Here is a 25,360-nt window from a genome sequence, read left to right on the forward strand (position 1 = left end):
ATGTCCACCAACGAACAGTATCAAAACCAAGAAACGCCTGAAAACATTGTATTAAAAAGTGATCGTGTTGTTTCATTTGCAACGCCAGGTGGCAGTATTACATCATCTTTATATAAATGCATGAATGCAGTTATTCTCGCGTTACAAAATGATGTTAGGCAAAGGTTTGATAGTTTTGATGAGGTGGATGTCGTTTATAACGACCGGGTATACGATATTCAATTGCCAGTGGCCAAATTTATTGAGTATATGGAATGGAAATCTAATAATCATAATGGTGCCAAGAGAGCAATTAATTTACTGAAAGATTTAAGAATTGAATGGGATGTTTTAGAAACACAAGATGGAAATGGTAATAAAATATCAGGCCCTAGCCTAGGTTTTCAAAATTACGTATCTCGTGCTGAAGTTAATGACGGTATATTATCTATTCGATTAGATCCAGATATCCGCCGTACACTATTAAATACCTCGGAAACAACATCACTAGGCGTAGATTTGCGCATAGCTAATGGCGCTTGGTCGGATAAATATACGCCTATTCTATATGAACATTGCTTGTTATTTTTACGAGATGGAAAACGCCAGTTTGAGCTAACTGTACCAATGTTTAGAGAAATCATGAATGTGCCTTATGTTATGGAAGGCGGTGAAAAGGTATGGTCATATCCAGATTTTAAAGATCTAAGAAAATACGTCATTAAAAAAGCGGTCGATAATATTAATAGTTTAGAGTTTTTAGACTTTAAAGTAGAAACGGCGTTTGTTGGTAAACCTGTACGAATGATCGTATTTTTTATTCGGAACAAAATTCCATCTTATGCTGAAACGGCGGAATACAAAGCACTAAAACATGAAACTCTAGTCATGCTTGATGAAAGATGTTTAGAGCAAACAACTCGAGCCTTTTTTAATGGCCTAGAAAAATCAGATCTTTATTTTGATGAAGAAATTACGGTTAAAAATCTTCATTATATCCAATTTAATATCGAACTGTATGATAAATACGCGACGTCAAAGCAAAAACCATTAGATTATTTTAAAACCTGTTTAAAAAATAATTTTGAAGCGTTTGAAAATCATTGGATAAAAATTCAAAATGAAATGAAACAAGTTCAGGCAAAAGAAAGTCAACGCAAGCGTGTGCTGGCAGCCCGACAACGGGAACAATTGGAAAAAGTTGAAGCTGATGCTATTCGCCAGTATAAAAAGGTAGTAGCGGCTCGTTTTCTTGATAGCTTGTCTGAGGCAGACAAAAACGAATTTATGTCTGTTTTTCATGAATATGCAATACGTAAAAATCCAATGATAAAACCGACATCAGCCGGGTACGACGCTTTAATGAGAATATACTTATTTGAAGAGTGTCATCCTGAATTAATTGAAATTAATGAACTTGAGAAGTACATTAATAAAGCTCACGACGAATTTTGGGCTAATATTAAAGACGAACTGCCCACCACCTAGGCTGAAGCAACAATGAAATAAATGACTAAGCTGATGGCTAGTCATTTATTTTTCGTTTAACCTTGAGTGCTATCTAAATCGTGTCAGCATATTATAAGTGCTGGATTTTTTTCAGTTGCATTGCCCGAATTACCTATAGTTATAAATAAGGAGTGTTGAAATTACTTGGAATTTTACGGTTTTTAACTTTTGCTTTGTTATATATGTAACACCATAAAAAAGGCCGATTAATTTTGTTCGCCAACGTAACCGTCGGCTAAACCACACCTAGCTTTTAATATTCCAAGGCATTAAGTCGTCGATGTTGCAATCTGGTTTACAGATTTCAGCCAAGCAGTGATTAACATAATCGTAAGGTGTTAAACCATTGGCTTTCGCTGTTTCAATCATACTGTAGAGGATGGCACTGGCGTCGGCCCCCTTTTTTGTTTGGCTAAACATCCAGTTTTTTCGACCTATCACAAAGGGTTTAATCGCCCGCTCAGCTCGATTATTGTCGATAGATAAGTGGCCGTCATCAATATATCGAATCAATTTATCCCATTGATTTAGGCTGTACCCAATGGCTTTGCCTAATACTGATTTTGGCAAGGTATTCAGCAAAGATTTTTCAAGCCAAGTTTGATATTGTTTAAGTAATGGCATTGATTCTTTTTGTCTGATGGCCTGTTTTTCAGCGGCCGTTTTATCTTTGATTCGGGTCTCAACCCGATACAGCTTTTGAATATGGTTCAGCGCCCAATTCGCTTTACCGGTTTTGCCTTTGGGTTGGGCTTTTTCGGCCTCAACGAATTTACGCCGTACATGTGCCCAACAACCTGCTAACTGGGCTTTGGTTTGTTCATAGCCTTGATAGCCATCGACTTGCAGGCAACCAGTATAGTCTTGTAAGAAGTTAACCGGACAGCTACCTGAGCGGCTGGTTTGATACTCATACAGCACGATGTTTTTAAGCGGGTTATTTTTTAAAGGCGCATCTGTGCCTGTGCAATATAACCACATATAGAATTTTACCTTGTCATCACTGACCACATTCACTGTGGTTTGTTCGCCTCATCCATGGGGCTCATCGCTTCGCGACCAGCTAAAGCTGTCCTAATTCTTTCCAGAAGAATTGGTCATCCGCTTGAATGACCGGTTGTGCCAGTAAGATTTGATGTAGCCAGTCATAAATGGGTTTAAATAAACTGGCACATTTTATTATCCAGTCACTCATGGTTTGCCGGCTGATTTCAATACCATGTTGTTTAAACATCGCCTCTTGCCGGTAAAGTGGCAACGCATATTGATATTTACTGGTGATAATTTGGCTGAGTAAGCTTGGCGTGGCGATGCCTTTTAAAAGCTGATCAGGTATGATCTAACGTTATAAACTCAAGCTTGATAAAGTCAGCGGTTTATGACCGACCATATCAAACCCGTCCAGCAACCAATTGAGTTGTTTCTGTGATAAAACCAGCTGGTTTTCATGCTCAGCCTTGGGCCATTTAAACTTAGCTTTTTCTAATTTTTTCTACCACAAAGCAAAGCCGGTTTTATCCCAATATAATATTTTGAGTTTATCTTTCCCTTTGTTACAAAAGACAAATAAAGCACCAGACATGACATTTAAATTCATCTCAGCGAGGACGATATTAGCAAGGCCATTTATGGATTTTCGAAAATCAACCGCTGGGCGGTGCAGGTAAATCTCACTGGGTTCAACAAACATCTTCATGCAGAGAGTCCTTTAATTAACTGGACTAAATAACCTGGTGATGTTGAGGTTGGCAATTTCAATTTTCCCACCGGTAACATCAGTGAAATCGATTCAGGCTCTGCCATATTCTGATGTGTCATTTGTTCGGCTTGAATCGTCACTTTACTAAAACTAAATTGGGCTGTTAATAGCTTGCGGTATTTATAAAATGTGGAGGTCGCTAAGTTATTTTGCTGGCAAAAATCTTGTATATTTAAGCCAGAGCTCGGTTGTTGGCGAATTAAATCCAGCCATTGTTGCGTTCGATTGATTTGCATGACTCACTCCTGTTATTAAAAAGAAGTGAGCTTAACGAAAATACAATGAATGTTTAGGTGTGCTTTAGCCGACGGTTACCAACTCCAATATAAAAAGACAAACAGCAGCGCAACCACCAAAGCGTTTGTAGATATAGCTTTAAATGCTCAAAAGGATATTGAGTCTAGTATGCTAAGTTGAAAAGACACTGCTTATTAACTGAGTCGCATATTTAAAACTAAATTAGCGTCCAGCCATCCATTATTTGAGCGAACGCTTAATAAATTCAGGAAAATGCGCTTTAAAATGGTGTTTTGTATTACGCATCTTAACGCTTCTGTTACTTAAATTTGTTTTGCGATTTGAGTGTCAGAAATTTTAACACTTCAAGCAAATTACCTGAACACGGCTTACATTTTTATTGCACCATATTAAAATTATTGTGTTTGATTGTGTGCATGTTTTTATACCTAATCAAAAATTAGCGATAAAAGTAGGCATAAAAAGCAGGTTAAAAGATAAAAATCGTACAGGTTTAATTTATTTTACATATTTTGGGTGGGCCAGTAGCTAAATGGAATAATAATTGTATATAAATACTGCAGACAATATCGGACTTTACAGATCCAAACGGATTTTTATGAAAACTGAAAATTATTTTTTAGCTTTAAATCAGGCAAACTCGTTGGATATGAGCTTCAACGTTTTCGCTCAATACGGCCGTTCCATCGGTTTTGAATGCATGGCTTATTCTATGCTGAGTGCTCATAAAACCTCTAAAAGTCCGAGGAATGTTATTTTTTCAAATTTTCCTGATAATTGGTCTAAACGTTATAGTCAGCAAAATTACCTCTATTATGATCCTATTTTCGTTAAAGCGATGTCAACAAATGTCCCATTTTGTTGGCATGAGCTAAAAAATGAAACTTTATCTGATTACCAGCAAAAAATTCTTTCCGAAGCTTTTGAGTTTGGTTTAGTTGATGGGATTGCACTTGGATCTCATTTTTTTAAAGACCAAGTGTGCTGCATATCAGTGGGTACGGATAAACCAACTGAATTTAATAAGTCTCAGCAACTGGCTCAGTTTTTATATTTTAGCGTTTTACTGCACGAGAAAGTCTCCGCTTTTATTGCAACTCAAGTAAATTATCAATTAACGATAAAAGAGCAGGATGTTTTGCTTTGGGCGGTAGAGGGGTTAACCGACAATGAGATTGCAGACAAGTTAATAATTAGTGTTAATACCGTTCGATACCATTGGAAAAATATATTTTCAAAACTAGGTGTTAAAAATAAAGTTCACGCCGTCGCGAAAGCTTTATTAAGTGGTGTGATTCATCCGCAAAAAATAAATTGAATGAACTACCAAAATTGGTAGCTGATATTTGCTTGGTTTTTACGCAATATATTGGCTCATAACAAGCTAAGGAGATGCAAATGAAAACATTACCCCGGTCGTTAAAACGACTAAGTCTAAAAAAAGTAAATTCAATTCTGTTACCTTTAATGTTGTTGTCTGGTTGTGGCGATAGCGATGACTCAAGTGTTAAAAGTGGTGTATTTGTAGATAGTGCAGTTGAGGGCGTCACTTATATTTCAGGGGACCTATCTGGAGTCACAGACAGTGATGGTCGTTTTGAGTACCAGTCAGGCCAAACGGTGACCTTTATGGTGGGTGACATTGTGTTAGGCCAAGCTGTAGGGGATGATTTGATCACGCCTGTCGATTTGGTAGAAGACGCTGAAGATTCAAGTCATACAACCGTTTTGAATATCGCACGTTTTTTACAGACGCTAGATGACGACGGTAACCCAGACAATGGGATTAAAATTTTGCAAATGATCAGTGATGCAGCTCAAAACAAGACTATTGATTTTACTGTTTCAAGCGAAGCATTTGAAGCTAATACCAATGTATTAGAATTAGTCAATGAATTAACTCAATTGACCAATGCGGGACAAAGATCATTAGTTTCACTTGTTGTGGCAAAAGCGCACCTTGAATCTAGTATACAATTTTATTTACAGCAGCTACAAGACGATAAAGGAAACGGCGGTACTGGCAGCAATGGCGATTTTGGCGAAATTAGTTTATCCGGTGATGACACAGACAAAATAGGCAATAAACTAATGGTTGGCAGTGTCTATTTCTTCAGCGAAGGCGAATACGCAGCAGGGCAGCCTGAGTTTGTCATTGCCATGAATGAAGGCGCAACTTTGAATAATAAATTACCTTCAATTAGCGATCCCTCTAACTTTTTTATTTTGAATTTACTTGAGCTAGGCGTGTCGATGAAAGTTGTTAAAAATGGGAATGAATATGGATATGTTTGTAATATGGTCGGCGGGGTTCAGTCTTGTGGAAGCGGGTTTGACTTTGATTCTGCCAACAAACGCATTACCTTTGACAATGTAACTGTAGATGGCGTTGATTCTGGTAATTTACTAACATTAAATGGCTCGATTAAATTGCCTTAATTGAAACTATTTTTAGCTAGTCAGGTGTTTCTTCTTGACGGAAGAAATACTTGATTAAGCTAACTGTATAATTAAATTACGCCTGCTGGCGCTAAGCCGGATAGGTTATTAAGTATATTTAGCTTTAAATTCACTGGGTGTCATGGTAAACCAGCGTTTAAAAGTACGGCGAAAGTTAGCTAAATCAGAAAAACCAGCTAAACCAGCGATATCTTCATTGGTGTAATCCAGTGGCATAGACTGTATTATCTTCATAACTTGTTGTTTATTATATAAATCTTGCAAAGCTAAAAAACGTGTTTTGTGTTGTTTTAATTTTCGTTTAAGCGTGGCCGGGCTCATGTTCAAATGCATGGCGGTTTCTTCTAACGTAATGGCACCGTATCGGCTAAATAATTTTAAAATCAGTTGAATTAACGTTTTGTTATTGGTTTGTTGTTTTAACTGAAACAACGCATATTCTCGTTTTAACGGGCTGTAACCAGATAAAGAACATTTCAACGTAGCGCGTGGAATTTTTATTAAATCAGCGGCTTGCTCAAATTGAATGTTAGATCCTAAATTAACTTCATATTCTTGAATATGTTTTGGCCGAGATTGGCGAAATTGGTATTCAATTTTTACTTTTTCAGCGCAAAGAAATTTTAAACTGCTACTCAAGGCGGTTAAATAGGTTTCAAGTAAATATGAATACTGATGACCACAGCCCATAACATCGTTTAAATAAAGGCTAATATAATCCGTTGAGCGGTGGACTGATACGTCAATAAAAGGATTAAGTCTATCTTGATAACACCATAAAATTCGTAAATAATCTGCAACCGTTCGTGAGTGGTTAAGTGCTTGTGCAAGCGGTGAATTTACATCCGCGAGCAATCTTTGTCCTAATAAAAAACTCGAATCGTATCCAGGTACTAATTGCTGTGCCTTTTCAACCAACTTAAATACTTGTAACGCAGAAAGTTTGACCTCTCCGCTACAAATATCTTCAACAAAAATCCCCGTGCCTTTAATTAATTTTTGTGGATTGACACCACGCATTGCAGCCAAATCAATCAAGCTGGTTGGTAAATAGTGGGCTGGTATAAATTTGTCTTCGGGCAAAGTAAAGTGTGTCAACAAACTTGGTCCATTTCTAATTGCTGATTAGCCAGGCTAATCGCCTGATCAACTTTACAGCCAGTTGGTACTTCTATAATAGATGAAGCAACTTGATGGTAAACGGCTTTACCTGTTTGTAGTGGTTTAAAAGCTAGATGATTCACCGCATTTTTGATTTGTTCAACTAATAAATCGGCTTCGGCTCTGTCAGTATGATGCATCACAATAATGAAACGATCACCGGCATAGCGGCAGGCCAAATCAGCCTGTCTTAGATTCATTACGATTAAATCGGCTATTTCACGTAATAGTCTGTCGCCATCTTGTATCGTATATTGCCTGTTAAATGCGGCAAAATTATTAATGTCCAACATAACCAAAACATAAGGGGTGGCTTGTTGGTTTAATCTTGCTAAATGTGCTCGCATATAATCTGCACTATAAAGCTGAGTGAGATAATCTATTTGGCTATGTTCACGATAAAAAGCTTCTCGGCGACTTAATTGTTTATGCAGCTTAAGTTGTTCTTGATGCCACTGATATAACCCCCAAGTCATTAAAATCATGCCAATAGTCGCTGGCAAAGATTCAATCCAATAAAGCCAGGATTGCTCATTTGGGTAGGTCACAAACTCATCGAGTAAATCCAATAAACCAGAACTAAAAAAACATGATAACCCTAAGGTTAATAAATAAGTTACGCTTCCGGGTGGGCGACTGGCGAGTAGAAAAAATATCCAAACCAATGTCATAACAACAATGCCGCCTTCGCCTAATACATCTAACCAATCTGTCGGTTCAATTGCTTTAAGGCTCGCGTGTGATAGCACTATTGCCAGTAACGTAACAAAGCCTATTAGCAGCAATGTAATTAGCCGTAAATGACGTTTTAATAATAAAAAATCCATTCGCTTTCCAATTCAATATGTAGTTCGCAGGCAAGCTAACCTAAAGTAAAAAAATTTGTAAGGGTCAAATTGGCTCATACAAAAGCTTTGTTGATAAAGATTAACCTAAGCCATATCGGCCTTATACCAAGCCAATACAATTTAACATTTTGATTTTATAGTTTTTTTACAAGAGTCAAAAAAGCTCATAGGCTAATTAATGAGGGCTAAAAGCGGCTGAAAATAGCTATTTTTAGGCATTTGAAATAAAAACTTCACAGAAAAGTTCAAAAGAAACCCTTTTAATACAGCCAACTTTTTAAGGGAGAACACACAAATGAAATCAATAAAACAATTTAAATCAAACCCGGTTGCACTTTGCTGTGCGCTGGCTTTAACTAGCTTAAGTTTTCAATCAATGGCTGGTTCTATCCTAGGTAAAGTGACTGATAACTCGACTAAACGCTTACTGCAGGGTGCAAAAATCTCAATCCCAACTCTAAATGTCTCAACAAGCAGTAATAAATCTGGCGAGTTTAGGTTCGACCAATTACCAGCTGGCGAATATACATTAATCATAGCGTATTTAGGGACAGAAACGACTGAATACCAAGTTCAAGTTAATAAATCGGGTACGCAAAAAGAAGTATTTAAATTGGCGAATCTCAATTCCATGGAAAATGTGATCGCCTATGGTCAAAGAGCAGGTCAAGCTGGCGCGCTCAATACTCAAAAAAATGCCGACAGCATAAAATCAATTGTATCAGCTGACGCCATCGGTCAGTTTCCAGATCAAAATGTTTCAGAGGCACTACAGCGTCTACCTGGTTTGTCAATTGAACGCGATCAGGGTGAGGGGCGTTTTGTTGGCATCCGAGGAATCGATCCTAACTTAAACAGTGTCACTATTAACGGGTTAAATGTGCCAGCCCCTGAATCTGGGGTACGCTCTGTCGCATTAGATGTGATTCCATCGCAATTAATTGGCGGGTTAGAAGTATCAAAAACGGTCACCCCAGATATGGATGCAGATGCTATTGGCGGCTCAATTGAAGTAAAGAGTTTAAGTGGTTTTGATCGAGCAGAGCAAAGTATTTCTGTCACAGGTCAACTATCATTAAACCAATTACGCGACGAATCTAGCCCCAAATTTGAAGCCAGCTACACCGATGTTTTTAACGATAAAATGGCCATAGCGGTGGCGGTTTCACATGCACAAAGAAATTTTGGTTCTGACAATATAGAGTCAAACGCAGATGATGAAGTAGAGCAGCGATTTTACGACATTACCCGTAAACGCACAGGCGCAGCTGTTAATTTAGATTTTCGACCTGATTTTAATAATCAATATTATATTCGCACGCTTTATAGTGAATTTTCTGACGACGAATATCGTTTAAATAACACCTTTGTATTTGACGGTGAAGATTCAGAAGTAGAGCGCGGCACTAAAGACAGAAAAGAAACTCAGCAAATTATTTCAATTACCGCAGGTGCAGAGCATCAAATCGATAGTTGGAAGCTAGAGTATCAATTAGGGTATTCAAAAGCTGAAGAAGATAACCCAAATGCACTGAACTACGCGATCAAATCTTTAGATGAAGAAGACAGAGTTAGCGAATTTAGTTTTAGCAGTGATATGCAAGGGCAAAAACCAGCTATTGAACAATCTACTGGCGTGCAAAACTTAGCCAATTATGAATTGGACGAAATTGAGTTTGCCAGCGAGCGTGCACAAGATACAGAAACCAGTTTGAAATTAGATTTAACCAAATCTTTAACGGTTAATGACACGCCAGTGGAAATTCAATTTGGGGGTAAATATCGTCAACGAGAAAAAAATGCTAATGCAAACATTGTTATTTATGACGACTTTGATGATTTTAGTTTAACCCCCGCAGACTTTGAAACATCGTCACCGGATTGGACTTTAGGCCAATTTGGCCCGGGGCTAAATCGTTCACAATTAAGAACTGAGTTTTTTAATCAGCAAGCTGTATTAGGGAAAGATGATAATACTTCTTTAATGGATTCACTAGAAAGCAGCTACTCAGCCGACGAAGACATATTAGCGATTTATGCATTAACACGTTTTGACATCAACAAGCTTAGAGTGATTGCGGGCTTACGATATGAAAATACCGAGTTTTCAACTCAAGGTACACGGGCTGAATTAATTGAAGATGAGCAAAATGATATTGAGCAGGTAGTCGACACCCCTTGGTATGCTGAAAATGAATATAGCAAAATAATGCCAAGTGTTAATTTACGTTATGAATTTTCAGACCAACTCATTGCACGAGCCGCTTTTACTCAAACGCTTTCACGTCCTCAATTTGAGCATGCTTCAGCTTATCAATTGATTGAAACCGTGACAGAAGAAAATGACGAAGGCGGATTTGATACCGAAAAAGAAGCCTCCATTGTGGGTAACCCAGACCTTAAACCTTATGAATCAGACAACTTTGATTTGTCTTTAGAATATTACCCAGGTCATATTGGCGTATTGTCTGTCGGTTATTTCCATAAAAATATTGATAATTTCATTATTTTAACTGATTTGGCTGGCACGACCGGTAAAGAAGAATTTGACGAATATATGCAATTTGTCAACGGCGAGAGTGCTACATTAAGTGGCTTTGAACTAGCTTGGGTAAAAAGTTTTGATAATGGTTTTTTGCTAGCAACCAATGCAACCTTAACTGACTCTGACGCAACTACTTTTTTAGATGGCAAAAAATTTAAAACCAGTTTGCCAAATCAGTCAGATACAGTTGCTAATGTAACGCTTGGCTATGAGTCAGATCGGATGAGCATTCGCTTAACTAGCGTTTACAAAAGTAATAATTTGGAAGAAATTGACGGTGAGCTTATTCGCTATGAAGACAATCATAACCAATTAGATTTATCGTCTAAATTTTATCTAAATCAACAAACTTACCTCTATTTTAACGCCGTTAATTTAAATGATGAACCAATGTACCACTACTTTGGTAACAAAAATATCAATGCACAGTATGAAACATATGGTCGTACATTTGAGCTAGGTTTTAGTTGGACATCTTTCTAATGTTGAAAAAATTGATATTAATGTTAACGATGCTAACAACACCTTGTGTGTTGTTAGCTGAGGATTTTTCACAATACCGAGACGAACTATGGTATCAGAAAAACGCCATAAGCAATTTAACGGTTGAAGACAATTCGCTTCACTTTTTAGTTGTAGGCGATTGGGGTAGAAACGGACACTTTCAGCAAAAAGCCGTTGCTTCTCAAATGGATAATTTAATGTATTGGTTAGATGCTGAGTTTATTTTATCCACGGGTGATAACTTTTATCCGGATGGAGTGGCGAGTGTTCAAGATCCTTACTTTCAATCATCATTTGAACAGATCTATTCTTATCCGCATTTGTTTGAACCTTGGTATCTGGTATTGGGCAACCACGATTATCGCGGCAATGTGCAGGCTCAAATTGATTACACTCAGACTAGCCGTCGTTGGAATATGCCGGCTCGCTATTACAAAATCGAAAAGCAATTGGAGGATTCAAACGATACTTTACTGCTGGTATTTATTGATACCAGTCCGTTTGAAGCCAAATATCAAACCGAAAGTAAATATATCAATGTGCGCTCTCAGGATGGACAAAAACAACTTGATTGGCTTTCTAATACGTTAGAACAATCAACCGCAAAATGGAAAATTGTGATTGGCCATCACCCTATGTATTCAAGCGGTAAACGCTACGGTAAAACCGGCTCAGTTCGGGCAGCTTTAGAGCCTATATTGGAAAAATATGAGGTAAATGCGTATTTTGCGGGGCATGAACATGATCTGCAGCACAATCAAATTGCAGATAAAAACGTTCATCATTTTATCTCGGGCGCAGGCTCAGCCGTTCGTGATGTTAAGCCAAGATCCTTTACTCAGTTTGCCCGAGCCACAGCCGGAGTGACTTCTGTCTCAATCAACCCAGAATTTATGTTAGTTCAGATGGTGAGCGCACAAGGCGATGTTATTTACCACACCCGAATTAACGCAAGTAGGTAGTTTTAATGAAAAATTGTATTTATTTAATTTGTTTAGTCAGCCTGTTGTTGGGCTGTCAGTCTGCAAAAACCACGGATGTTGAAACACAGCAAGCGAATACCTTGGTAACTCAACCCCTTTTTGATCATGCTCAGTTAAATGGCCAAAAAGTGATTCAGCTCACTCCCACTCACTGGCTTGCTAATAGCGAGAATTTAGGCATATTTGTATTTGATAATAAACAAATCATTGTTAGCCAATACCAAGGCAATTACGAATCTTTAGATATTAGAAAAATAAGTGATAACCAGTGGTTTGTAACCAGTATCGAAAAAGAACAAGGTCAATTAGAAAGCTTTTTATTAAGTTCAAATCAAGGACAGTATGAATTAGCGCGCGTCGCTAAAATACGTTCAGAAAATGCTGCAATGGAAAGTCAGTGCTTATATTACGATCGGGCGAATGGTTTTATCTATAATTTTTCGCTAACTGCGCAGCACCAAGTTGAGCAAAAACTGATCTATCAAGTAAGCTCTCAACAAGCTAAAAATATATCGATCCGACGTTTTTCATCACCTCCAGCTAGTTCAGCCTGTGCTGTGAATGATGTCACTCAAGATTTATTTATTGTCGAAGAAACCATTGGCGTATGGCAGTATCCCGTTGATCCCGAAAAAGATTTATTACGTCAGCCCGTGGCGATGGTCGACCCTTTTGGAAAAATAGCTGGCGAAATAAAAGATATTACACTGCTTTCTGATGGCAGTGTTTTAGTTGCGTTACCCGAGGCGCAACAAATTCACCATTACACGATGCCATTTTCATCAGGCAAGGTTATGCAATATTCACTACCTGAGATTGCCGTTGAAGGCGTGTCTGCTTATTTAACCAATAATGGTTGGCAAGTGAGTTTATACGATGATGAATCGGGAAATTACCTTAGCGCTCCGTTAGATTTAAAGTTAAATACCCATGTGTCAGCACCTGCAAAGATTAAGCATATTCAGCCCAGTATGGAAACTGAACCCGTTGCCCGCTTTGGGGATGCTGCAGACGATCCTGAAATATGGCTGAATGCTCAAAATGCCGAAAATAGCAAAATATTAACGACAGATAAAACATATGGTTTAAATGTATATAATTTAAAGGGTAATTTGACACAAACAATTGCATCAGGTCGAATCAATAATATTGATATTAGCTACGGCGCCCATTGGAAAAATGAAAAATTTGATTTAGCTGCTGCCAGCAATCGAACTCACAATAGTATTAGTTTATATAAAATCAATGCTGAAGGTGAGGTTGTTGAGTTAGCCGATATTCCAACCAATTTATCTGATGTGTATGGATTATGTAGCTATAAATCACCAGCAAGCGGAGATTTTTATGTATTTATCAATGATGAAAATGGGCATTTTCAACAGTATCAAATTCATTTTGAAGCGCAAATTAGCGGGGAGTTAGTACGTGAATTTTCAGTTGACACCCAACCAGAAGGTTGCGCTGTTGATTTAAGCACGCAAACACTTTATCTGGGTGAAGAAGATAAAGGCATTTGGCAAATTTCAGCTGAGCCCATTCAAAGTCAACTTAAGCTTTTTTATGCCATTGATAACCAGGTTTTATTTGACGATGTTGAAGGTTTATCTGTTTATCATTCAGAGACAAAAAATGAAGCTAATTATTTAATTGCGTCAAGTCAGGGTAATGACAGTTACCTAGTGTTTGACTTAAATACAAATAAAGTGGTCACTAACTTTAAAATTGGAGCGGCACCTCTTATTGGGATAGATGGCGCATCAGAAACTGACGGGCTAGCCGTTATATCTGCCCCGCTAGGAGAGCAATATCCAGCAGGCGCTTTGATTGTTCAGGATGGTCGAAACGTGATGCCAGCCCAGCCACAAAACTTTAAACTAGTAGATTGGCGCAATGTGCGAAAGCAATGGTAATAAAGACGGTTATCCGATTATAAAAAATGTCAAAAAGGGTGAAATCATTCATAAGGTTTAATGTTGGTTTAATGGTATGTCTAAAACCAGACACTTTTATTCACTCAGAGATGGGTGAATAAAAGTTCATTATCCTAACGAGTAATTATTAAATGAAACGCTCTCGGCTATCCGATTATCTCGTTTAATCAGGCTGAATACTTGACATAAATGGCAACGTGCCATCAACTTCACCTATATAATCATTGTAATCTATGAATTTATAAAAGAAATCAACGATGTCACTAACAGGCTGATCCCAATTCATTTTAATTCGATTTATAAAAAAGCCGAACTCCTCTTCAAGAGGATCAAAATGTGCTCTTGGTCCATTTTGAAATAAATTTTCCATTGCCCCAAGTACTATATGAAAGTCTCTAACTACATAGTGATCTGCTTCAAATATAATATTTACTTTAGGGGCGCCATTATAATCAAATACATCAATGTAACATTCTTTACTGCTGCCTTTTTCTACACCAATAGCAAAAACACAATAATCAGATTTATTGTTCCAAAATGTATTCGTTGTTAATTTATAACCTTTATTGCCTTCAACTTCGCCGAATATACCCACGTTTACGTTTTCTTTAGTATTTTTCAACACTAAGCATAAATCAGAATTTCGAATAACCGTTTTCATTTCAGGGGGCAACAAGCCAGCTTTTTTGGGGAATATTGAATCAAATCTGCCACTTAAATCGTCACTAAGCTTTGAATCTCCACCTGAAACATAAAACCAGTATTTATCTAGGTCACGGGAGAAATGGGCACCAAATTCATAGCTTAATTTATCTAACAATTCTTCAACAATATAGTTTCCTACTTTCTGATTCAGATAGTTCACCATGAAATACTGAAATCCCCAGTTTCTCACCCAGCGCTTTAAAAAATGAAAAAAGTTGTTTGGTATATGACCGCGATAATCAGACAGAGTCCAATTAGGGTAATTTCTCAGCTTGTTAGGTGATTCTTCTAATGTATGATAGTGAAGGCATTCAAAAAATGAACAAAAATGGGTCGCCCAGTAAGACTTATGCCCTGTTATTATTGAACTATTTAAATATTTTCGCACATTTTCTCTTTTTATTTATTATAAATTTAGGCTAAAAACAGCAGACAAAATAGAGTAAATTACAATGACATTCACTTCTAAAAATACCAAAATTTCGGGCGCTGATTTGGTCTATTTTTAATATTTAGAACTCAACTTCAATGTTTACTAAAAAGCTAACAGCACTTACCATTAACTATAATTGCTCAAATGCCCTCAAGTTTCTCTTTTCATGGGGGGTAATTTAACATTTGGCTTGCAATCACTTGCCACCGCCAATTTTACCACTTCACAGCTATTTTTGGGTTAAGACCAGCTAAATCAATTTAAATGCTAAATATAAACAAACAGCAAGCAAAAAACACGACACAACCAATTTAATTTTAAATTAGATTATCAAGCAACTGGTGATGTCTATATTATGTTGTTTTTATTTATTTTTATAGGTGGCTGTCATTTATAAATCAGTCATTTATAAATTATACGGTTTGCTCGAAGCAGTCGTGGAAGCATCATTTTTTAGAGACACTTCCGAGACTTGTCTCCGTTTCTAGTTCATTCTATGAAAGATAGTTTTTATCGGTCTAGGAGCTTCTCATATGCATGCGTCTGCACTTGAACAGCACTCATTTAACGTGCTCATTTACACCAGCTTTGCTGGTGGACGATAACTATACTTTTATTAGGCATTATTTAGCCGCGCAGAACAGGCTTCATTATTGGCTTTTTGATTAAATTTAGCATCCTGTTTAGACTCTCCTTGCAATACAGTATGCTCATTCTGCGTTATGGTTTCTGCCGTACGGTAGGTTTTTCTATTCAACATTTTAGCAGGTGTTGTGGGTTGGATAAGCGTAATAAAGGCACTTGAAAAAGGGCCACTATTAGCGACATACGGCGCTTTTCCTTCGTTTGACGAATAACCACACCAAACCGTATTTCTAATTTTTTTGATGGTAAAACCAGTTGAGCCGTTTTGCTGCGCTAATTTTGCGCTATGGAATAACAACATACTCTCAGCTCGACTTTTACTACTACCTTTATCAAGTTTTACCGTGATTTTGTAATAATGTTTGGCTTTTACAACTTCTTCTGTAACACCTGTTTTATAAAAGCCTGCCATATAACCGTGTTTATAGGGGAGGGAGTCAACCACTTGATAAGGCGCTGGTGAATAAGCACAGCCAACAATATTAATGGCTATGCAAAGGCAACTTGATTTTAAAAAATTCATGACTGTACAGGCCTTTAATTAATTTTATCACAAGCGTTAAGGTATCGCTCTTCATTTTTAATCATGCTTGCTTCGTCAATCGTAGCTTCTACTCTTGGCTGTGCAATTTTTTTTATATTTTTTGCAATTTGAACTTTTTGTTTGCTAGCGACTTGTTTTTTATCGTGTATTAACAGCACAAAACCAGAATATCGAGGCCCAGCTTCCGATGTTGAACGCTGCTTTGTATAACGGGTTTCTGTGCCATAGCACCATTTGCCGCTTTTTCTTTTTTCAATCACAAACTTTTCAAAGTTATGGCTGAGCGCAAGGTTAGCCGCATGTAAATAAAACATATCTTTAGCACGAACGATACTACTCGTACCTGTTAACTTCACTGTAACGTGATAAATTTGGTCATTTACTTTTTCTTCTGTCACACCTAAATGATAAGAACTAAGGGGTTTTCCTTTTTTGTATGTGAGCGATGAGCTTACTTCGTAAGGGGTTTGGGTGGTTTGACAGCCTGTTAATGTGACTGATGCGAGTAAACAAAACGAGGCTAGCAATTTATGCTTCAATGTATAATTCCTTTTACTTGTAATATTTAAAGATTCTGATTGTAATGAAATTGTTGTGATTGTAAAGGGTTTAATTTGATTGATTTTGGGGTTAATGTTTAATGAAGTTGCTGGGTATTAGGCTGTAAGGTTTGCTGTCTACATTGTGTTTGCACTTAAACACAAAGTCGCTTTGGGCTGTATTCTGTGAATACAGTCGCTAGATTAATTTGCCACTACATATTCACACAGGTGGCTGCTGAGCTGTCAATATGTTCATAAAAATAATTAATTTTAATGACTTAGTTTATTTTAAATTAACGTTGACCACAATTTTTACGATAAAAAGCAAGTTCGCATTAATCCAGAATCAATTGAAAAATATTAATTACCTGTGGTCGGCACCTTAACCGTCACTCTAACGCAACTCTGCAATGTTATATGTCTGATGTACCTAATATTCTGTCACTAAATTGTCATAACAAAATTTGTCTTAATTAGCCGAAATGGTTCGTCTTCTAAGTGACTTTCACAACTAGGACATAAACATGAAAACTTTATTGATGGCAGCTTTGCTGCTTTTACTTAACACAACGGCCCAGGCCAATTTACGCTATAATGAGGTCACGCAAAAATCATCACATAATAGTTACTCACGTGACGAAGGTATTTTGGACCAACTGGTTTTTCATCGTATACGTTCCATTGAGTTTGATCTGTTTCGCGGTAAAATTGGCCGAGCTGGCATTTCAAGAGACTGGTATGTTTATCACACACCCGTGTTTGATACAGGTACAAACTGCGATAAGTTCAGCAACTGTTTACGTGAGTTACAAATTTTTGATCAGCAAATTCCACAACATGAAGTCGTAACCGTTTGGTTTGATATTAAAGATGGTTTTTCTAGCGGTCAAACTGCGCAAGATCTAGATAATCTCATTAAAAGCTACATTAATCCCAACGATATTCTAAAACCAAGTGATTTATACAACGCGTGTCCAAACGCAAATAATTTAAAGCAAGCGGTAACGGGCAGTTGCAATTGGCCAACGTTAAGTAGCCTCAAAGGCAAATGGATGTTTGTAATCACAGACCCCAGTTATGCCGATGGCCGTTCAAATCGCCTTGGCTTTACTTCGGCTAGTGTTGATAGCAATAGTGATGTGGATAGCTCAAGTAAAATATTTTTTAATACCGATAATACTAGCCAATCGTTAGGGCGTCATATTCACATCAACAATTTTGTTAGCCGTCGTTATGTGGTGAACAATTCAAGCGGATTTATCAACGCAAAAAACGCTTGGGTTCATCATATTGCAACAGATAAAGTCAATTATGTACAAGATACTTGGGCTAAAACCCATAATAGTTATGGGTACCCATTCACTTGTATTAATCGAAATTGCAGTTCTAATCAAGAATCCGATTCGATTATTGGCATTAAAGTCAACTCTGAAGACATTTGGGGAAGCCAAGATCATTTTAGTTTTCAGTATCAAAATAAAGGCACGGCTAATGGTCGATGGCAAACCGCCATTAACGTCCCGAGTAGTCATGTTGATAAATTTGCCAAAGGTTGCGTGATGGCGCGGGCAGCATTGTCGGATGATAGTCCATATTTTGCAGTTTGCCGCTTGGCCGATAATAATAAATTGGCAGTGCAGTATCGTGATTATTACGGCAATAATTCAGGTTCGAAAAACGTTACGATTAGCGATGCGTCGGGTATTGCGCAGGAAGATTTAACCTATGTGAAAATGGATGTGTATGACAATGGTCAATGTGTATTAGGGCAGGGCTCGCGCGACGGCATTAGCTGGACAACTATTATGAGTCGTTGTTTTTCATACAGTCTTAAATACCAAGGTTTAGCGGCGAGCTCACACGGCAATAATAAAGTGAAAGTTTTGTTCTCTAACCTACGTTATTGGAACAATACGTTAAGCTCAGGCCAATTTACGCTGGAAAACATTGGCACGGTTCGTTCTGCGTCTGGTTTTCAAGGGAGTTTTTAGGGTTGCAGTAGCCGCTTTCGATAATATTGCGGATTGATTTTGCCCTTGTGCAAGATCCAGCCAAAGCAGGCGATTAATGTTGGGCTGTTATTATATTTTTTTTTATGTCCTATTTTTAAGTTTAAATTCGTTAAATAGACATATTGTTGCTCATTTTAGATGAGTGCTTACTCAGAATGAATTATCGGAAATTTACATGCTTACAAGAAGACAATTTACCGTCAGTATGGGGGCTTTAGCATTTGCGGGTTTAACAGGCTGTAGCCTAGGTCGCAGTAAAAGCAGTATCGTTAATAAAATGAGCAAAGGTTATGGCGCGTTAGTGTCAGACCCTAACGGTTTGCTCGATTTACCAGCTGGTTTTAGCTACAAGGTTATTTCAAAAGAAAACACGCCTATGTCGGATGGTTTGGCTGTACCTGGGCGTGCTGATGGCATGGGATGTTTTGCGTTAGATGAACAGCGTGTGGTGTTAATTCGTAATCATGAGTTACTACCTGAGCATATTGATAAACAGCCAACTTCTATACAGCAGCACCGCTCTTTACAGGCTTACGATACTTTTGCTAATGGTATTGCGCTGCCAGGCGGCACTACATCTATTATTTATAATGTTCAAACGCAAATGGTAGAACAAGAATTTGTTAGTTTGACAGGTACAGTGCGCAATTGTTCTGGCGGTGTTACACCTTGGAATACTTGGTTAACTTGTGAAGAAAGCGTCATTTTACCGGATGGTGATATAAGTAAAGCGCATGGCTATGTATTTGAAGTGCCAGCAACAGCAACTTCTCCAGTGGATGCTAAACCGTTAAAAGCTATGGGGCGTTTTAATCACGAGGCTGCAGTCGTTGATCCTAAAACTGGAATTGTCTATTTAACAGAAGATCGCGACGACAGTTTGTTTTATCGTTTTATACCTAAAACGTTCGGCAAATTAGCGGATGGTGGGCAGTTGCAAGCGTTAGCGATTGTTAATCAATCTAGGTTTGATAGCCGCAACTGGGAGCGTCCAGAACTGGCGTTATTTAATTGGCAGGATGCACATTGGATTAATTTGTCTAACCCCGAAAGCCCAGATGACGATTTACGCAAACAGGGTTACGAAAAAGGCGCAGCCTTATTTGCTCGCGGTGAGGGGATTCACTGGGCTGATAACGAGTTGTACTTTTGTTGCTCAAATGGTGGTGCAAAAAAATTAGGGCAAATTATGCGCTATCAACCATCAGCTTTTGAAGGAACAGCGCAAGAGATAAATCAGCCTGGGCGTATTCAACTCTTTTTAGAAAGTGCTGATAAATCTTTATTTGATTTTGGCGACAATTTAACGGTAACGCCGCAAGGCCATTTATTGGTTTGTGAAGATCAATATACGCTTTTTGTTGATAATCATATTCGTGGTGTCACCCCGCAAGGTGAGCTTTATGCATTTGCACGTTTACGCACACAAACAGAAACAGCCGGCGCTTGTTTTTCTCCTGATGGGCAAACTTTATTTGTTAATATTTATTCGCCCGCAAAAACCTTAGCCATTAAAGGGCCTTGGGATAAGATTTAAAACATGAATGCGAAAAGCTATTTCTGTAATCCGAAAGGCCAGTGATTGAACCTGGTGGTGATATTAAAACCGGGAGCGATAGCCAGCCAATCAAGTTTATAAGATTAACGTTATTTAGGTGGCGTTAATCTTGTCACAGCATAAGTTCAGTCGATGTGCGTTCTTTTTTAAACCAGCGTTATCTTAAATTATTCAAAATAAATTGTCCTAATATCTCTTCACCAATCGTTACCTATATATCTGACTTAAAAAGTGGCGTTTAAATCAAAGTTAGATACACACGCCGTCATCCCATTTGTCACAAGGTTTACGCAAAATTTGAATGTAGTCTAAGGTTTGGATGCATTTTTTAATGGGGTGAAAAGTAAAGCCCGAAAGAGGTTGAGCTAATTCATATTGTTTTAATAAACGGTGGTCATAATGTTTGCAAATTGCTGCACCGTATTGATGGCATAAGCGTTAGCTGCTTCGTAGTTAGGAATGAAGAAAAATGAAGATCAAGTTATGACAACGCATCTTGCCTTTTTTAATGCAAGTGACCTTGGCTGGAGTAAACAGCTTAAAGGTTATATTAGACGCTTTGTGCAGCAAGAATCCGATGTTGATGATATTTACCAGGATACTTGTCTTAAAATGATGGAGCTTAACCAAAAAGATCACATTCATAACTCGCAAAGTTATGCCAAGCGGGTCGCCAAAAATTTGATCATCGATCAAAGTCGCAGCGCTTTTAAGCAACACGAAGCAATGTTAGAAGAGCCAGAATGTAAAAAATCTGATTTAGACACGCTAATAGATTACCAACAGCGTTTGGTTATTTATCAAAAAATTCTAAAAGATACGCCTAGCACTCGACGCGATGTATTTGTTCGTTATCGAATCAAAGGTCAGAGCAAAGAGCAAATTTGCCAAGAAATGGGCTTGTCATTAGAAGCCGTTAATAAACACATTACGCGCATGTTAACACACTTAAAAGCCGCTATCGCGCGTGAGCTAGAAAAATGAAACCGAATTTATACAGTCTAGTCCGTATGGCTTTTAGGAAGATATATGAATAAATCTGACGCAGATAAAAAACAATTTTTACAAAATGAAGAGCGTTTATTAGAGGCTATTTTATTAGATCCAGCTTTGCAAGAAGCGTTGGAAAGTGAATCTATTGTTGATGAAAAAAATAATGTTGTAGCATTAAATGCGTTTACCAGTGAGCAAAAATGCAGGCAAGCGCATGGAGGCAAGTCATCATATTGGCGAACGTTTTCAGTCGCCGCCAGCGTACTGCTTGTAGTGGTATTTGGGCTAACATCTTTTTATAAAACCGATAATCAGCTTATTGTGCAGCAATCGGTTAATCAGCAAGCGTATAGTTCGGGCATTGCGCAAACAAAAACAGTGACTTTAGCCGATGAAAGCGTCGTTACCTTAAATGCAGCAAGCAAAATTAAAGTGCAATACACTGAGCATCAACGCAATGTTACTTTACTTGCCGGTGAAGCTTATTTTAATGTTGCCAAAAACGTTAATAAGCCTTTTAACGTTATTACTGAAAACGGCAAAATTACCGTGTTAGGCACACAGTTTAACGTTGACCAGACCAAAGACAGCGTCGCTGTTAATGTTTATGAAGGCAAGGTTGAGGTTAGAGATATTAATGACATACGCCAACAATTATTAGCAGGCGATAAGGTCGCTTTTACATCGGATGGTAGCGAGGCAAAGAGCCAATTTAATTTTGAAAATGGGGTAGATTGGCAGCAAGGTCAATTGCGTTTTACGAATGTTAAACTCGCACAAGTGATTGAGAAGCTAAACCGTTATGCCGAACACCCCTTGTATCTTGACCCTGTGCTTAACCACAAGTTAGTCACCGCAACCTTTAAGTTAGATGATATGGAAGGAAATATCAGTTTACTACGCGAACTATATCAACTCGATGCCCTGGTAACAGGTAAGTCGCGCTATTTAACACCTAAAATCTAATGTAATAAATGAAAACGAGTGTCGTTTATTGGTTGAGATTTAAACCTTCTTACCAACTCAACAATCACATAAGGCGATTGCATGTGCTGCCTTGTGTGGCTTTAGTTTTAATATTTTTGTTGTTTATAATCATTCTGCCAGTGTTTGCTGAAGTGAATCATCCTGATAAGACTGAGCGCGTTCAAGTAAATTTATCCGCTAATTCAATAGAACGTTCGTTAGAAAAGCTTGCAGAAATCTATAATATCGCCTTTATCGCCGATGCCTCGACGATATCTGGATTACAGCATTCGACCATTCAGGGCCACTTTACGCTTTTGCAATTGCTTAATAAACTATTTGCCGACAATGACGTTAGTGTGCAAATCACCCAGTCAGGTGTAATTTTAAGGCCTATTGTGCAAATTCCACTCGTGGCGAAAAAACAAACTAAACCATCCATCGAAGAAATTATTATTTCCGGTAAAAGGCAATCTAACGCCATTAGCTCATTTGCCAATGCGTCTCACAACAACATGCAAAACGCACTGAACAAGCAACGCGAGTCAATCGCATTTGCTGATGATATTGATTATGCTGGGCTCACGGCCTTGCCGACCAATAATTTGGCTGAATCGTTTCAGTATTTATCAGGTGTGAATATTTGCCGGGATTATGGTGAAGGATTAGCTATTAGTAGCCGAGGATTGGGGCCCGATTATCATGCTACAACGCTAAATGGCCATTTACTTGCGATCAATGAAAACGTTAGAAACAGCGGACAATCAGGACGCGTATTTCGCTTTGATGTACTGTCCGCCGCCAATATTGGTCGCGTTAACATTGCTAAAAATGGGGATGTAACCAATTTGGTCAGTGGGCTTGGAACTGCCATCAATATTCAAACTATTCAGCCGTTGAACTTAGGTAATCGAAAATTAGTGGGTGAAATTGCGTTAGATTACACGCATCGCAGCGCAGGCTATTCACCAAAAATTAATGTGTTATCAAGCTGGGTTAACAAACAAAATAATATGGGTATCGCCCTGTCGGCAGGATTTAATGAGCGAAAAATTCAACAACAAACATTGCAAACTTGGGAGTGGGATACAAATGGTAACAGCTATTGGCTACCCACGTTAGATTCAGACGTACTGTTACCCAGTAACCGCATGGCGATCACGCTAGAATCTGAACAGCGGAGAAATATGAATATTGGCATAGCGGGTCAATGGCAAATATCGCCAAATACTTTGCTTGGCGCTGAGTATTATCAATACCATCTTACTTCCGAATTTAACGAACAGCGGCTGTTAGCGAGGTTAGATTCAGCCGAACAGTTGATAACGTCTTCGGTAAAAAACGATATATTAGTGGCGGCTGAGTTTAGTAATATTGAGGGAAAAAGCGCGCTAGAAACCTCAACTCGACAGCATATCAACGCCATTAGCATATTAAATTTAGACACTCGCCTTGATCAATGGCGATTACAAAGTTCAATTGCATTTACTCGTGCAACCAGTATTACTGACAGTCCTATACGCCGAACTCGTTTGCTAAGTAACAGTCGTTCTTTTTCATACGATATGGGCAATCATAAGCGCGCTAAAACTCATATTTATTTTGAGGATTTTCCGCGATTGCAAACAGATTTTAGTGCGCTAGAACATGTGAGTGCGCGAATGATAGACGTGTTAGACAAAGGAAACGCATGGCGATTGAATATTGCTCGTCAATATCCATCACAATTTATTAGTGCCAGTCGCTTTGGTTTTAACTGGCGTAAACAACACCGTGGTTATCAACGGCAAGATTTAAAGGTAAATAAAAGCCGACTTACGCAGTATTCTACGCAATATAACTGGGTTGATGAATTTGCAGGAAATGATTTTTTGACGGATTATTTACAGCAGCCGCCTAGCGCGGGTTGGGCGGTTCCCAGCTCTGACATACAAAGCTATTATAGCGATGATCTTATATTTGGAGAGTTGACAGACAAAGACAAGCGCAACAGCTATCGCATTGTAGATGAGGTTTCGACCTTGTTTAGCCAAATTGATTTTTCAGCAAAGAAAATAGCCAATATAGAAGGACAATTAGGTGCGCGCTGGTACCATTGGAATAATCAAATTGAAAGCATATTTCAGTGGTCGCCTCAAGGAAACTTCACAGAGGCTCGCAGCAAACATTATGCGTATTTGTTACCCGATTTTAAACTCAAACTGAGCTTGAGTCAGGCAATTCAACTAAAATTTTCGGCGGCTAAAAGCTTATCATTGCCCAGTTATACAGATTTAAATCCTCGGCTAACGGTTAACTCAACCGATGGGGTATTGTTAGCCAGTGCTGGCAATCCCGATTTGCAACCTATTGAAGGGTATCAATGGGATTTAGGTAGCTATTGGTATTATGCAGATAACGCTAATGTGTATGCGGAATATTTTAAAAAACGTCTATATGGCATTATTAGCTTAGAGTCTTTTGAACAGGAAATTGATGGTGTCGTTTATCATTTAAGTCAACCAATAAATGGCGCTGACACATGGGTGACGGGTTGGGAATTTGGGGCGAATAGCAGCTTTATGAATGGCTTTGGTTATCAAGCCACATTGACACTCGCGCACTCTAAAACCCGTTCAACCTCGCAAGTTCAGGCTAAGCAATATAATTTAGAAGGGGTGTCACCTCTGGGGATAAACCTACACGTTTTTTACGAGGCTGAGCCTTGGTTTATGCGTCTGGGTTATAGTTACCGTGAGCACTACTTGGAAGCATTATCAACAACTGATGCGCCTGATACTTGGGTTGATGATACTCACGCGTTGCAATTATTGTTGGGTTATCAAATTAACGAACACTGCAATATATCCTTACATGGCAATAACCTATTAGCTCGACCGCTGCGCCGTTATTTAAACGCCAATGAACAAGACTCGCTAAGCAGCATCCACCATATTGATCGTAGCTGGTCGATGAGTGTTAAATTTGATTGGTAATTTTTTACTCCCCACGTAAACCTAATCTAAAAGTTACGCCTAACCTAAAA

17 protein-coding genes and 2 pseudogenes are annotated in these 25,360 nt (G+C 38.2%); 11 read left to right on the forward strand and 8 right to left on the reverse strand.

Annotation, left to right across the window (positions count from 1 at the left end; translation table 11 throughout):
- Positions 1–1,467 (forward strand): replication initiation protein, encoded by a 1,467-nt coding sequence (locus OLW01_RS14025; RefSeq protein ID WP_268076566.1) that lies wholly within the window; start codon positions 1–3, stop codon positions 1,465–1,467.
- Positions 1,468–1,734: 267 nt separating this feature from the next.
- Here OLW01_RS14025 and tnpC read toward each other — a convergent pair.
- The 3 genes and pseudogenes from tnpC to tnpA form a co-directional block, all read right to left on the reverse strand.
- A pseudogene (gene tnpC, locus OLW01_RS14030) lies at positions 1,735–2,806 on the reverse strand (IS66 family transposase); the annotation flags it as partial.
- A gap of 27 nt (positions 2,807–2,833) precedes the next feature.
- Positions 2,834–3,184: pseudogene (gene tnpB / locus OLW01_RS14035) on the reverse strand (IS66 family insertion sequence element accessory protein TnpB).
- Positions 3,181–3,483: an IS66 family insertion sequence element accessory protein TnpA gene (gene tnpA / locus OLW01_RS14040; protein ID WP_268076567.1), complete on the reverse strand. Its 303-nt coding sequence runs from the start codon at positions 3,481–3,483 to the stop codon at positions 3,181–3,183. Before tnpA ends, tnpB begins: the two are co-directional and overlap by 4 nt.
- Before the next feature lie 620 nt (positions 3,484–4,103).
- Here tnpA and OLW01_RS14045 point away from each other — a divergent pair.
- Together OLW01_RS14045 and OLW01_RS14050 are read left to right on the forward strand one after the other, a co-directional pair.
- Positions 4,104–4,823: a helix-turn-helix transcriptional regulator gene (locus OLW01_RS14045; RefSeq protein WP_268076568.1), complete on the forward strand. Its 720-nt coding sequence runs from the start codon at positions 4,104–4,106 to the stop codon at positions 4,821–4,823.
- A gap of 80 nt (positions 4,824–4,903) precedes the next feature.
- Positions 4,904–5,944 (forward strand): hypothetical protein, encoded by a 1,041-nt coding sequence (locus OLW01_RS14050; protein WP_268076569.1) that lies wholly within the window; start codon positions 4,904–4,906, stop codon positions 5,942–5,944.
- A gap of 108 nt (positions 5,945–6,052) precedes the next feature.
- Here the strand turns inward: OLW01_RS14050 and OLW01_RS14055 are convergent, their stop codons facing one another.
- Together OLW01_RS14055 and OLW01_RS14060 are read right to left on the reverse strand one after the other, a co-directional pair.
- Positions 6,053–7,066 (reverse strand): helix-turn-helix domain-containing protein, encoded by a 1,014-nt coding sequence (locus OLW01_RS14055; RefSeq protein WP_268076570.1) that lies wholly within the window; start codon positions 7,064–7,066, stop codon positions 6,053–6,055.
- Positions 7,060–7,953 (reverse strand): GGDEF domain-containing protein, encoded by an 894-nt coding sequence (locus tag OLW01_RS14060; protein ID WP_268076571.1) that lies wholly within the window; start codon positions 7,951–7,953, stop codon positions 7,060–7,062. The genes OLW01_RS14055 and OLW01_RS14060 overlap by 7 nt, the downstream gene beginning before the upstream one ends.
- Before the next feature lie 316 nt (positions 7,954–8,269).
- Between OLW01_RS14060 and OLW01_RS14065 the strand changes: the two genes are divergently transcribed.
- From OLW01_RS14065 to OLW01_RS14075, 3 genes are read left to right on the forward strand one after another with little or no spacing between them, the layout of a single operon-like run.
- On the forward strand, positions 8,270–11,002 hold the full coding sequence (locus OLW01_RS14065; protein ID WP_268076572.1) for a TonB-dependent receptor: 2,733 nt from the start codon (positions 8,270–8,272) through the stop codon (positions 11,000–11,002).
- Positions 11,002–11,985 (forward strand): purple acid phosphatase family protein, encoded by a 984-nt coding sequence (locus tag OLW01_RS14070; RefSeq protein WP_268076573.1) that lies wholly within the window; start codon positions 11,002–11,004, stop codon positions 11,983–11,985. Before OLW01_RS14065 ends, OLW01_RS14070 begins: the two co-directional genes overlap by 1 nt.
- A gap of 5 nt (positions 11,986–11,990) precedes the next feature.
- The gene (locus OLW01_RS14075; protein ID WP_268076574.1) at positions 11,991–13,916 is read left to right on the forward strand and encodes a phytase; all 1,926 of its coding nucleotides are present in this window, start codon (positions 11,991–11,993) and stop codon (positions 13,914–13,916) included.
- Positions 13,917–14,100: 184 nt separating this feature from the next.
- Here the strand turns inward: OLW01_RS14075 and OLW01_RS14080 are convergent, their stop codons facing one another.
- The 3 genes from OLW01_RS14080 to OLW01_RS14090 all read right to left on the reverse strand — a co-directional run bounded on the left by OLW01_RS14080 (position 14,101) and on the right by OLW01_RS14090 (position 16,803).
- Positions 14,101–15,030, reverse strand: a complete 930-nt coding sequence (locus OLW01_RS14080) for a hypothetical protein (RefSeq protein ID WP_268076575.1) — start codon at positions 15,028–15,030, stop codon at positions 14,101–14,103.
- Positions 15,031–15,691: 661 nt separating this feature from the next.
- A complete protein-coding gene (locus OLW01_RS14085; RefSeq protein WP_268076576.1) occupies positions 15,692–16,243 on the reverse strand; it encodes a hypothetical protein in 552 nt (183 codons plus the stop codon).
- A gap of 14 nt (positions 16,244–16,257) precedes the next feature.
- A complete protein-coding gene (locus tag OLW01_RS14090; RefSeq protein WP_268076577.1) occupies positions 16,258–16,803 on the reverse strand; it encodes a hypothetical protein in 546 nt (181 codons plus the stop codon).
- A gap of 527 nt (positions 16,804–17,330) precedes the next feature.
- Between OLW01_RS14090 and OLW01_RS14095 the strand changes: the two genes are divergently transcribed.
- The 5 genes from OLW01_RS14095 (at position 17,331) to OLW01_RS14115 (ending at position 25,310) form a co-directional block, all read left to right on the forward strand.
- Positions 17,331–18,797 carry a Ca2+-dependent phosphoinositide-specific phospholipase C gene (locus OLW01_RS14095; protein WP_268076578.1) on the forward strand — a complete coding sequence of 489 codons (1,467 nt, stop codon included), beginning with the start codon at positions 17,331–17,333 and terminating at the stop codon, positions 18,795–18,797.
- A gap of 196 nt (positions 18,798–18,993) precedes the next feature.
- Positions 18,994–20,355: an alkaline phosphatase PhoX gene (locus OLW01_RS14100; RefSeq protein ID WP_268076579.1), complete on the forward strand. Its 1,362-nt coding sequence runs from the start codon at positions 18,994–18,996 to the stop codon at positions 20,353–20,355.
- Between the two features lie 480 nt (positions 20,356–20,835).
- Positions 20,836–21,360, forward strand: coding sequence for an RNA polymerase sigma factor (locus tag OLW01_RS14105; protein WP_268076580.1), 525 nt, complete (start codon positions 20,836–20,838; stop codon positions 21,358–21,360).
- Positions 21,361–21,405: 45 nt separating this feature from the next.
- The gene (locus tag OLW01_RS14110) at positions 21,406–22,335 is read left to right on the forward strand and encodes a FecR family protein (RefSeq protein ID WP_268076581.1); all 930 of its coding nucleotides are present in this window, start codon (positions 21,406–21,408) and stop codon (positions 22,333–22,335) included.
- A 152-nt stretch (positions 22,336–22,487) separates the two neighbouring features.
- The gene (locus OLW01_RS14115) at positions 22,488–25,310 is read left to right on the forward strand and encodes a TonB-dependent receptor (protein WP_268076582.1); all 2,823 of its coding nucleotides are present in this window, start codon (positions 22,488–22,490) and stop codon (positions 25,308–25,310) included.
- Positions 25,311–25,360: the final 50 nt, after the last annotated feature.

The organism is Catenovulum adriaticum (genome assembly GCF_026725475.1).
In the GTDB taxonomy this organism is placed as follows: Bacteria; Pseudomonadota; Gammaproteobacteria; order Enterobacterales; family Alteromonadaceae; genus Catenovulum; species Catenovulum adriaticum.

What these genes read in the sequence shown, in the direction of transcription:
- OLW01_RS14045 (WP_268076568.1), top strand. Translation starts at nt 4,104, where the DNA reads ATGAAAACTGAAAATTATTTTTTAGCTTTAAATCAGGCAAACTCGTTG.
- OLW01_RS14100 (WP_268076579.1), top strand. Translation starts at nt 18,994, where the DNA reads ATGCTTACAAGAAGACAATTTACCGTCAGTATGGGGGCTTTAGCATTT.
- OLW01_RS14085 (WP_268076576.1), bottom strand. Translation starts at nt 16,243, where the DNA reads ATGAATTTTTTAAAATCAAGTTGCCTTTGCATAGCCATTAATATTGTT.
- OLW01_RS14025 (WP_268076566.1), top strand. Translation starts at nt 1, where the DNA reads ATGTCCACCAACGAACAGTATCAAAACCAAGAAACGCCTGAAAACATT.
- OLW01_RS14095 (WP_268076578.1), top strand. Translation starts at nt 17,331, where the DNA reads ATGAAAACTTTATTGATGGCAGCTTTGCTGCTTTTACTTAACACAACG.
- OLW01_RS14050 (WP_268076569.1), top strand. Translation starts at nt 4,904, where the DNA reads ATGAAAACATTACCCCGGTCGTTAAAACGACTAAGTCTAAAAAAAGTA.
- OLW01_RS14105 (WP_268076580.1), top strand. Translation starts at nt 20,836, where the DNA reads ATGAAGAAAAATGAAGATCAAGTTATGACAACGCATCTTGCCTTTTTT.
- OLW01_RS14075 (WP_268076574.1), top strand. Translation starts at nt 11,991, where the DNA reads ATGAAAAATTGTATTTATTTAATTTGTTTAGTCAGCCTGTTGTTGGGC.
- OLW01_RS14065 (WP_268076572.1), top strand. Translation starts at nt 8,270, where the DNA reads ATGAAATCAATAAAACAATTTAAATCAAACCCGGTTGCACTTTGCTGT.
- OLW01_RS14110 (WP_268076581.1), top strand. Translation starts at nt 21,406, where the DNA reads ATGAATAAATCTGACGCAGATAAAAAACAATTTTTACAAAATGAAGAG.
- OLW01_RS14060 (WP_268076571.1), bottom strand. Translation starts at nt 7,953, where the DNA reads ATGGATTTTTTATTATTAAAACGTCATTTACGGCTAATTACATTGCTG.
- OLW01_RS14070 (WP_268076573.1), top strand. Translation starts at nt 11,002, where the DNA reads ATGTTGAAAAAATTGATATTAATGTTAACGATGCTAACAACACCTTGT.
- tnpA (WP_268076567.1), bottom strand. Translation starts at nt 3,483, where the DNA reads ATGCAAATCAATCGAACGCAACAATGGCTGGATTTAATTCGCCAACAA.